The sequence below is a fragment of the Lactobacillus johnsonii ATCC 33200 genome (assembly GCF_000159355.1).
Classification (GTDB): domain Bacteria; phylum Bacillota; class Bacilli; order Lactobacillales; family Lactobacillaceae; genus Lactobacillus; species Lactobacillus johnsonii.
Map to the genome: position 1 here is coordinate 48,373 of NZ_GG670121.1, position 9,421 is coordinate 57,793.

The 9,421-nt window shown below is 33.0% G+C and carries 12 protein-coding genes; 6 read left to right on the top strand and 6 right to left on the bottom strand.

Features of this window, described 5'->3' with window-relative positions; all coding sequences use genetic code 11:
- The first annotated feature begins 45 nt into the window (after positions 1-45).
- The 4 genes from HMPREF0528_RS08890 (at position 46) to HMPREF0528_RS05265 (ending at position 1,824) form a co-directional block, all read left to right on the top strand.
- Positions 46-462: a hypothetical protein gene (locus HMPREF0528_RS08890; protein WP_004895693.1), complete on the top strand. Its 417-nt coding sequence runs from the start codon at positions 46-48 to the stop codon at positions 460-462.
- A 15-nt stretch (positions 463-477) separates the two neighbouring features.
- Positions 478-777 carry a helix-turn-helix domain-containing protein gene (locus HMPREF0528_RS05255; RefSeq protein WP_004895694.1) on the top strand — a complete coding sequence of 100 codons (300 nt, stop codon included), beginning with the start codon at positions 478-480 and terminating at the stop codon, positions 775-777.
- 173 nt (positions 778-950) lie between these two features.
- Positions 951-1,271 (top strand): helix-turn-helix domain-containing protein, encoded by a 321-nt coding sequence (locus tag HMPREF0528_RS05260; RefSeq protein ID WP_004895695.1) that lies wholly within the window; start codon positions 951-953, stop codon positions 1,269-1,271.
- 34 nt (positions 1,272-1,305) lie between these two features.
- Positions 1,306-1,824: a helix-turn-helix domain-containing protein gene (locus tag HMPREF0528_RS05265; protein ID WP_004895696.1), complete on the top strand. Its 519-nt coding sequence runs from the start codon at positions 1,306-1,308 to the stop codon at positions 1,822-1,824.
- 757 nt (positions 1,825-2,581) lie between these two features.
- On the opposite strand, the gene HMPREF0528_RS05270 is transcribed toward HMPREF0528_RS05265, so the two are convergent.
- Together HMPREF0528_RS05270 and HMPREF0528_RS05275 are read right to left on the bottom strand one after the other, a co-directional pair.
- Positions 2,582-3,019 carry a sigma factor-like helix-turn-helix DNA-binding protein gene (locus HMPREF0528_RS05270; protein WP_004895697.1) on the bottom strand — a complete coding sequence of 146 codons (438 nt, stop codon included), beginning with the start codon at positions 3,017-3,019 and terminating at the stop codon, positions 2,582-2,584.
- Between the two features lie 16 nt (positions 3,020-3,035).
- Entirely contained in the window at positions 3,036-3,401 is a 366-nt protein-coding gene (locus HMPREF0528_RS05275; RefSeq protein ID WP_034525261.1) for a hypothetical protein, read from the bottom strand.
- A gap of 624 nt (positions 3,402-4,025) precedes the next feature.
- Here HMPREF0528_RS05275 and HMPREF0528_RS09245 point away from each other — a divergent pair.
- Positions 4,026-4,178, top strand: a complete 153-nt coding sequence (locus HMPREF0528_RS09245) for a hypothetical protein (protein ID WP_004895699.1) — start codon at positions 4,026-4,028, stop codon at positions 4,176-4,178.
- Between the two features lie 177 nt (positions 4,179-4,355).
- On the opposite strand, the gene HMPREF0528_RS05280 is transcribed toward HMPREF0528_RS09245, so the two are convergent.
- From HMPREF0528_RS05280 to HMPREF0528_RS05295, 4 genes are all read right to left on the bottom strand, one after another.
- Positions 4,356-5,114 (bottom strand): LiaF transmembrane domain-containing protein, encoded by a 759-nt coding sequence (locus HMPREF0528_RS05280; protein ID WP_004895700.1) that lies wholly within the window; start codon positions 5,112-5,114, stop codon positions 4,356-4,358.
- A complete protein-coding gene (locus tag HMPREF0528_RS05285) occupies positions 5,111-5,569 on the bottom strand; it encodes a LytTR family DNA-binding domain-containing protein (protein WP_004895701.1) in 459 nt (152 codons plus the stop codon). The genes HMPREF0528_RS05280 and HMPREF0528_RS05285 overlap by 4 nt, the downstream gene beginning before the upstream one ends.
- A 405-nt stretch (positions 5,570-5,974) precedes the next feature.
- On the bottom strand, positions 5,975-6,541 hold the full coding sequence (locus HMPREF0528_RS05290; RefSeq protein ID WP_004895702.1) for an LOG family protein: 567 nt from the start codon (positions 6,539-6,541) through the stop codon (positions 5,975-5,977).
- Positions 6,542-6,670: 129 nt separating this feature from the next.
- Positions 6,671-7,324: a redox-sensing transcriptional repressor Rex gene (locus HMPREF0528_RS05295; RefSeq protein ID WP_004895703.1), complete on the bottom strand. Its 654-nt coding sequence runs from the start codon at positions 7,322-7,324 to the stop codon at positions 6,671-6,673.
- Between the two features lie 163 nt (positions 7,325-7,487).
- Here HMPREF0528_RS05295 and HMPREF0528_RS05300 point away from each other — a divergent pair, with 163 nt between their 5' ends.
- Positions 7,488-9,413 carry an ABC-F family ATP-binding cassette domain-containing protein gene (locus tag HMPREF0528_RS05300; protein WP_004895705.1) on the top strand — a complete coding sequence of 642 codons (1,926 nt, stop codon included), beginning with the start codon at positions 7,488-7,490 and terminating at the stop codon, positions 9,411-9,413.
- Positions 9,414-9,421: the final 8 nt, after the last annotated feature.

A 9,421-nucleotide genomic window follows, 5' to 3' on the forward strand; every position in this document is an offset into this window, starting at 1 on the left:
TAAGGGCTATTAGATTTAACGAACTAAAAAGAAAGAGTGAAAACAATGAATATTATTTATCCACCTTTAGTTGAACAGATGTATAAATTCATGCACGAAATAGATAAGAATGTAACTAAACAAGACGTTTACAAGAAAGCTATTGAGGCTAATATGATTGACTATCAAGGCAATCCCACTAAGTGGGCTATTAAACATGGATATATTGCAGAAATCCCAACAGTAAACGAAAGACAAGCCAAACTAAATAAAACTAGTTCTACAACAAGTAGCGAAAAAGATTTAGATGCTGTTTTTAGTAGAATGCCACCTAGTGCTTTTACATGGATAGAAAATCAAGGCAGTTATGCAATGGATACAGCCGAACTTAAAAAGGCTATCTTATCAGCTTTAAAAGATGGGAGCTTATCCCCTGTTGGTCGTAAACATTGGTTAGAGGTTTTAGCAAAAATTAGAAACTAGAAAGGAATAATCACAATGGAAATTAAGCTAGATGCAGACCAAGAAAAGGAATTAACAAACCGTATTATTAATTTAGTCAAAACAAGCGTTAAACAAGCTATAGGTAGCCAAGGCAAGCCCTATTTAAACCGTAAAGAGACCGCAAAATATTTTGGAGTTGCCGAAAGTACTATAAGATATTGGGCTAGTTTAGGGATGCCAGTTGCAAATATTAATGGTCATAAGTTATATGGCAAGCAAAGCATCACTGAATGGCTCAAAAGCAAAGAAGAGCCTAAAAAAGAACACAAAAAAAGCCCACTAAGGGGCATCTAACAAATCTAAAGCATTAAAAAATCAAAAAATGTCTTTGACTATAGCAGTAATCAAAGACTAGAGAAATAGCCGTTTAACACCTTTGGTTTATATTCTCTTTTTTGATTATAGCAGATTTTAAACAAGCGTAAATGTGTTAATCAAAGACTTTTAATATTTGAATGAGGTAAGCAATGAGTGAAGAATATTTTTACAATATCACGTTGGCAGAATTAAGGACAAAATTAATAGCAAGAAAAGAAGAATTAAAACTTAATTACACCGAATTATCCGCAATGACAAATGTTTCACGTGGAACTTTAATGCGCTTTATTAGCGGTAATAACAGCATTCAAGCTGATACATTTAGAAAATTATTTGAATGGATACATCTTCAAATTATGCCTATTACCTACCAAAAGACCTATAAAGATATAACTATCTTTTTACAACAAGTTCCAAACATTCAGCATATAACTACCAAAGAGCCAGCAAAAACGGGGATGCTTAAATGATTAATCTTCCAAGTAATGTGAGGTGGTGTTATATGTGACAAACAAAAGAAACTGGTTTCAATATCAATTAACAAAAAGCATATTTAAAAAGGGCTTAACACCAATTGAGTCATTAATATTAAGGTCGATTGAGGCACTAGACAATGGTAAAGGTTGCTTTGCCACTAATGAATATTTTGCAAGTTTTTTTGAAATTAACGTCTACACTGTTTCAAGAAATATAACTAAATTAAAAGATAAAGGATATATAACGGTGCGGTTAGAGCGCAAAAACAATAACAAGACTAAACGCATATTGAAAGTAAAACGTGCATCCCACTATACAGAACAAAGCGAAATAAATGGAGTTATCAATTATATAAACGGCATGTTTAAAGAAGAACATGATTTTGAACCAATCAAGCCAACAACAGAAATAAAAAAAGCTATTCAGCAAAAAATAAAAGAATACCATTCACAAAAAGAATTAATACAATACTTAAAAATGCACCGTGATAATTTTTTAAGTACGCACGGGGTTTCCTTATGGTTAAAAGGTCAATTAAATATTTAATATATTGTTGTACCGTCATGATCTATGACGGTATTTTTATACCGTCTAAATTAAATTTATATCGTTAAAAAGTTATTAACAGCCTTGATAATTTAGCAAGTGGGTATTGCTAAAAGCGCAAGTGGGTATTGACGATTTAGCAAGTGGGTATTGCTAAAAGCGCAAGCAGATAAAAATTATTTATAAAAATTAATTATTAAAATTATTTATTAAAACTCTATTGAGAAATAAACAGCAAAAAACTAACTTATCGAATTACTATTCAACATGATAAAATTTAAACGTAAAGCTTAGACCAAAGTTTTACTCATTTTCAAATTTAATTAGTTCTAACAAATAAGACCGTTTAAGGTGGTTCAGGGATGCAATAACTACTAGATACCACTTTAGACGGTCTTTATTGTTTATAGGGCTTATTTTGGTTTATAGGGATGATTTAGCACTAAACCAATACATCTAACTCTATTTATCTATCTAAATTAAGCCAGCATCCCTTTTATGCTCTAATTTAACTTCTAAGAGCTTTAATTATGCTTTAGTATGATTACACGTTAATCAAATAAAAATAGCTTAGCATTGAAATATTTAGCAAAAAAGTTAAGTAAATTGATTAGTATTAAATTCATTATGATAAAATAATTTTGCAGGCGGAAAACTGCAGACTTAAATTATTGATTTATTTCAATGTGATTAGATTTTGACTAATTCAAACAAAAAGCCGTTCAGGTAGTTGTTAAGTACTACTTGGACGGCTTTTTTATGCTACTTCTTTAATTTTTGTGAGGTCAATAATATCTTTATCTTCAATGCCTAATCGTGCTTGCATTGCAAAGAACCTAATAGCAAACTCTTTCAGCATTTTATTTTTTGAGTTAGCTATTGTGCGTTCAGCATATCCAATTTGTTGTGCTATTTGAAACATTTTTAAATGTTTAAAGTACGTCAATTCTATTACTTGTTTATATAGCGGTGGCATCGTGTTTAAAGCTAATTTAATAGCCTGAACATACTGCAGAGACATATCAACCCTAAATATAAGACTTTCAGCACTGTTTTTATTGCTACTGCTCACTTTAGGGGCGCTTAAATCATGACTAGATATCAATACACTTTCACTATAGCCAGCATACGCCAATAGTTCAGGGACTTTATTCTTAAAAAACTTTCGTGTGTTGTTTGCTACTTGGTCTTTCATTCTGCATCCCCCTTAATTAAAAATCACGCTTAATCTTTCTAAATTCAGGTAAAAAGATATCAGCAAATAAAGTAATAGCTTTTTTCCTGTAGTCATACATCCTACTTCTAGACTTGCCTATTATTTCAGGTAAATCTTTTAAGCGTACCTGCTCGGCATATTCAAATAAGAGAATGCTTTTATACGGCGTTGGTAAAGTATGAATTGTCTTAATAACAATTTTTATCACTGTACTTGCATAATCTACTCTTTTATCAATTCCATTACTATCAAAGGGCTTATAATCTTTATTTTTTAATTCTATTGCCTTAGTTCCTGAAAAATTTAAATAATGCTGTAAGCAATAATTTAAAAAGTAATATCCTAGCTTGTAATTATCCACTTTGACCACCTAAACAACGATACATTTAAAATTATTAAAATTTTTCCTGTTTAAGATAATTTTATTTATCTTAGTGTAATTATACTAAATCAACTAAAAAACTGATTTCAACACGTAAATTTTAAATATTAGGCATATTATACAGGCTATTAAAAGCTTTTTATTTTTAGTGATGCAAAGAACTTAAAGCAAAATAAAAACGACCTGCTAAGGTCGTTAGGGTAATAAATAAAAAAAGATTTTCTTAAACAAGGTAAGTCAATTATATCATGCTAAAACCCTTTGAATAGCACATTTACGCAAAATAAAATATTGTTCCTAATATTGCTCCTTTTTAGTTTAATTCAACTTAATTTTTGAAAATCACTAAGAGACAAAAAGCTTATATTACTAGCTTTCTAAACTACTTTAGCTATATCTAAAATTATATTGTTCAGATTATCATCAGAGTGCTAAAAAGGTGCTAATTTACTGATAAATGTAGATTAATTTTGGTAATTTTTTGATAAAATTAAACAAACACAAAAAGTTAAATATGCGGTGGTACTTTCGTTTGAGAGGATGATGCCAATGGTGTAATAACTGTTGTTCAGAGTCTTACTGAAGGGAGGTACACTTTGCTTTATGACAGCCTTTTTTGGTGCTGTCCTTGCCTTTATTGGTTTCTTGGATTGTGTAGTGGTAGCTTTTATCAAACTAACCAACGATACAAACAAGTTAGCGGAAGCTGTAAAACAACTAATAGAGACTCTCCACGATTTGTGGAAGAAAAAATAGAGCAGATTAAAAGCCGCTTGATAACTTTTGGCGGAGTTGATAGCGACTTTTAGTTTGTTATTAATCTTGCCACCGCATTTTAGCGGCTTGTGCTTCAAGAGAGCTATTAGGAGTAGCTCTCTTTTTTATGCTATAACTAGTTTACTTCTTTTTTATTCAAATTGAAACAATAATATATTAAACTCTTTTAACAGTAATATCTCCCATATTGGCGCGGCCTTGAAGCACTAAGGTTGGACCCTCTGCTGGTTGATCACCATCAATAGTAATATCATTGAATCCTTGATTTAATTGATTATCCACCCGCCAAGAGGTTGGAATGTAGAACGTTAAATCTCCCATTGACATATTTACATTAGCAATCACTTCATCCCCAGCTGGTTTTGCTGAATCAAGGTAGACATTAACGTCTCCCATTGAAACATTTATCGTTACTGTCTCTAAATGCTGTGAATGAACATAACGTGAAGTAGACGACATTTTTTCGCTAATTACAATATTGTCACCATTATCTGAACTTGTTGTATCAGAAAATACATGTTCAGCCTTAAATTTATGAGGTGCCTTTAAGTCAGACCAATTAGTACTGACTTTTTCACCATTAATAATTACAGTTGGCTTCCAACTTTTTTTGAAGATTAATCTTAAACCTCCCCAAACCAAAAATGCTGCTAAAAGCACTGTCCAAGGAACAATACTTTCAATATGAAGAGGCTTTGCATAGATAATTAATAAAAATGCAATTGAAAAAATTGTTCCACCTAAACTTCTATTAATTAAGGAAGTAATTAATGTTGCCGCAAATACTACGGTCCAAAAAATTGTCCAGAACCCTAATTCTACTGGAATTAAATGCAACTGATCTAAAACTAAAAATGCTGCTGCTGCAAGCAGGCCTAAGCCCCAAAGAACCCTTCCAAAACTGGCTTTTCTCATGATAATGCCCTTCTCTCTTTTAATCTATCATTTAAATCTCGATAATATCGTCTAGAAACATAGACTGTCTTATATGAATCATGAAATTTAATCTGACAATTAGAGATCGATTTAGTAATAGCATAAATCTGATCTAAATTTAAAATTGTCGATTTTGATATTCGCATGAACTGTCCACCTAATAAGTTTTCTAATTCATATAATTTATATTTAACAAAATATGCATTCCTAGTCGTGTGCGCCATTACTTGCTTAGCATCTGTTTCAAAAAACAAAATATCATTAATACTTAAATAGTAGGAAGTGTTGTCCATCATTCCTTCAATTTGGTCAGGATGATCGGAATCCATTTGAAGCTGTTGATAAATTCTTTCTATTTCAGGCGTTAACTGACCAGCATGAATGGTTATTTCTGTTTCCTTCTGATCTGGATCAAGTTCAAGCTTAACTTTCACAATTCTCACTTCCTTGTTTCATTTTCGATAATTATATTAAACATGAATGTAAGATTAAAATCTAGTGAAATTAACTAAGCGGTCATTTTATAGTTCTAAGTGGTCAAAAAAAGAAGTATGAATCAAGAGGGTGATCTTGTTTCATACTTCTTTTAAGCTTTATCCTAGTAATCGCTCGGCTTGGGCAATTACATTTTTACCATTCATTGTGCCATAGTCTTGCCCCCAATAGTTTCTAAGGGAATATTATGCTTATTTGCATCCGCCTTAAGATGGTCTTCCATATACTTAATTTATGGTCCAATTAAGATACAATCTGGTGCATCTTTTTCAATAATATCTTCCACTTGAGCTGCTGCGATAGCTTTAATTTCATACTTTTTCTCTACCTTAGTCAGTCTTTTATTAATACTTCCGATAAGCAGGTGCTTGATAGTCTTCCATAAATTGCAGAATTTTATCAAAATCGGTTCCAAAATAAATTGCATCTAAATAGATATTCTCCAAAAAATCATCTTGATTCATTCGCTTAAGGAGCTTATCTAAATAATCATAGAAACCTTCATAATTATAAAAAGCTACTGGCTTAGCATTGTCACCAATTGCGGTCCAAGAAATAGCCTGACTTATTTCTTCTAAAGTTCCAATACTTCCAGGTAAAGCTACCATTCCATCTGATAGATTCATCATGGTATCTTTTCGCTTATCCATATTAGGTACTACACGAAAATCCTGTACTTCGTCGTAAGCAGCTCCGCGATTCTTTAATTCTTCAGTAATAATGCCGTGGACGATACCACCATTTTCTAAAACACCGTCTGCAACTGCCCGCATTAAGCCGAACTTTCCGCCACCATAGACTAATTCAATTTGGTGGTCGGCCATTTTCTTACCAAAATTATAGGCAGCCTTGGTGTATTCAGGACGATTTCCAGCCCTGGCACCACAGTATACTGCAAGTTTTTTAATCATTTTATCTACCTGATTTCTATCTCATTACTTTGTCTATCTCATCTATCTTAAAATTATTTTCTCTTTAATTACAAATAAAAGCGCATAAAAAATACACAAGCCTACCTAAACTTGTGCAAAAGGACTATATTATAGTAAATTATTTTTGTTCTTATCTTTATCTGAATCCAAAAAGTAAATTAAAGTTTGCAGTTCAGTTGCTAAGTCAACATTTTGAACCCGAACACTAGATGGAGCAGATAAACGAAGCGGCGTGAAGTTCATAATTCCCTTAATTCCAGCGTCAAACATTTCATTCGCTGTCTTTTGGGCTGCCGTTTGGGGAACACAGAGAATAGCAATGGTAATCTGTTGTTCACGCAATTGCTTCTTCATCTCACTCATGTCATAAACAGGCACACCTGACATAATTGTGCCAGTAATTTCAGGATTAATGTCAAAAGCGGCACTAATTCTGATATTATTAGTACGCTTAAAGTTATAATTTAAAAGCGCATGACCCATGTTACCAACACCAACTAAGGCAACATTGGTTAAAGTATCTTGATTTAAAATCTTTTTAAAGAAATTAAGTAAGTTCTTAACGTCATAACCGTATCCACGCTTACCTAAAGCACCAAAATAAGAAAAGTCTCGACGAATTGAAGCACTATCTACCTGAACAGCTTCAGCAAGTTCAGTTGAAGATACTTTTTCTTTTCCTTCATCATTCAAAAATATCAAATAGCGGTAATAAAGTGGCAAACGTCTAGCGGTAGCCTTAGGAATCTTAATTTCATCCATGAGAGGCCTCTTTCTTTCATAAAATAAAATGTGAAATATTTACTAATCAAACTAATAATAGGCATTCTTCAAGGATAAATCAAGAAACAATTTTCACAAAGATAATATTTTCATAAAATTTAAAACATTTGCTATGTTAAAATAAGTTCTAGGAGAACAAACTATGATTATTGCACAAGCTCAAGACCTCGAACAACGTTTCGGAGGCAATACTATTTTCAGTAACATTTCTTTTTCTGTTCCTGATAATGCCAGAATCGGTCTGGTTGGTCCTAACGGAGCCGGAAAAACTACCTTATTAAAGATTATGACTGGCCAGCAAGAACCTACTAGTGGTCAATTTACCATTAATAAGGGATTAAAAGTCGGTTATATCGCCCAGGAAAATGCCCTAGATGAAGATAAGACTATCTGGGATGAAATGCTTACTGTCTTTGATAATTTAATTGAAAAGAATAAGCGCATCACTAAAATGCAGGAACAAATTGCTGAACATCCTGAAGATGAAGACCTGCTCAAGCGCTATGACCAGCTTGCATACGACTTTGAACAAGAAGGCGGCTTTACTTATCAAGCTGAAATTAAGAGCATTCTTAACGGTTTTAATTTTAAAGAAAATACCTGGCAGAAAGTTATCGGAACTCTTTCCGGTGGTGAAAAAACGCGCCTTGCTTTTGTGAAATTACTGTTGCAAAAGCCACCAGTTCTCTTGCTAGACGAACCTACTAACTATCTTGACTTAGATACTTTAGATTGGTTAGAAGCATTTTTGAAGAACTACCAAGGCGCAATTATCACTGTTTCTCACGACCAGTACTTCTTAGATCACTTAGCTAACCAAATCTTTGAATTAAACTTTGGAAAACTAACTACCTTTAAAGGTAACTATAGTCAATACGTTAAAGAACGTGAATTGATGAATAACCAGCAAGAAGCTGCCTATGAGAAGCAACAAGAAAAGATCAAAAAAGAAGAAGAGTTCATCCAAAAGAACTTAGTTCGTGCTTCGACTACTAAACGTGCTCAGAGTAGACGTAAGGCTTTAGACAAGATGGAGCGAATTAAGCCACCTAAGCACAAGCAAAAAGTTCGTATTAACTTTACTAGTGACCGTCCTTCAGGAAAAGAAGTCTTAATTGCCAAAGACTTAACTATCGGTTATCCAGACAAAACAATGGTTTCTGACATTGACTTTCAAGTTAATAAAAATGACCGTGTTGCAATTATCGGACCAAACGGAATTGGTAAGTCTACCCTACTTAAAACAATTATGAAAAAAATTGAACCTAAAGATGGTTCAATTAAGTATGGTGCTAGTTTAGACATTGGTTATTACGACCAAGAACTTCAAAGTCTTGATCCTTCAAAGACTGTTCTTGATACCATTTGGGATCGTCACAAGACGATGCCAGAAAAAGACGTTCGCTCAATCTTAGCTTCCTTCTTATTTACTGCTGAAGATATTGATAAGACTGTTGGTCAATTATCTGGTGGACAAAAAGCTCGTTTAACTTTAACTGTTTTGTCTCTTGAAAAAGACAACTTCTTGCTAATGGACGAGCCAACTAACCACTTAGATATTGAAGCAAAAGAAGTGCTTGAACAAGCCTTAAATACTTATGACGGCACTCTTCTTTTTGTTTCTCACGACCGTTACTTTATTAACGAGTTAGCTAATAAGATTATTTCAGTTCGTGATGGTCACGCTAAGATCTATAATGGTAATTATTCTTACTACTTAGATGAAAAAGCTAAACAAGCTGCTGCAGTTCAAGAAGCAGAAGCTGAACAAACTGAAAGTACTACTAGTGCTAATCAAAATAAGGGTAAACTTTCCTATCAAGAGCAAAAGGCTCGTGATTCACAAAAACGTAAGTTAGAACGCGCTGTTAGTGATGCAGAAGCTAGAATTGAAAAATTAGAAAATGAAGAACAAGAGATTCAAACTGAAATGGCTAATCCAGATATTGCTGCTTCTTTTGAAAAGCTTGGACCTCTTCAAGAAAAATTATCTGCTGTTCAAGAGCAACTAGATCAAGCAAATACTGACTGGGAAAATGCTTTAGAAGCACTAGATGAATTTGAATAATAAAAACC

What these genes read in the sequence shown, in the direction of transcription:
- HMPREF0528_RS08890 (WP_004895693.1), top strand. Translation starts at nt 46, where the DNA reads ATGAATATTATTTATCCACCTTTAGTTGAACAGATGTATAAATTCATG.
- HMPREF0528_RS05255 (WP_004895694.1), top strand. Translation starts at nt 478, where the DNA reads ATGGAAATTAAGCTAGATGCAGACCAAGAAAAGGAATTAACAAACCGT.
- HMPREF0528_RS05260 (WP_004895695.1), top strand. Translation starts at nt 951, where the DNA reads ATGAGTGAAGAATATTTTTACAATATCACGTTGGCAGAATTAAGGACA.
- HMPREF0528_RS05270 (WP_004895697.1), bottom strand. Translation starts at nt 3,019, where the DNA reads ATGAAAGACCAAGTAGCAAACAACACACGAAAGTTTTTTAAGAATAAA.
- HMPREF0528_RS09245 (WP_004895699.1), top strand. Translation starts at nt 4,026, where the DNA reads ATGACAGCCTTTTTTGGTGCTGTCCTTGCCTTTATTGGTTTCTTGGAT.
- HMPREF0528_RS05280 (WP_004895700.1), bottom strand. Translation starts at nt 5,114, where the DNA reads ATGAGAAAAGCCAGTTTTGGAAGGGTTCTTTGGGGCTTAGGCCTGCTT.
- HMPREF0528_RS05290 (WP_004895702.1), bottom strand. Translation starts at nt 6,541, where the DNA reads ATGATTAAAAAACTTGCAGTATACTGTGGTGCCAGGGCTGGAAATCGT.
- HMPREF0528_RS05295 (WP_004895703.1), bottom strand. Translation starts at nt 7,324, where the DNA reads ATGGATGAAATTAAGATTCCTAAGGCTACCGCTAGACGTTTGCCACTT.
- HMPREF0528_RS05300 (WP_004895705.1), top strand. Translation starts at nt 7,488, where the DNA reads ATGATTATTGCACAAGCTCAAGACCTCGAACAACGTTTCGGAGGCAAT.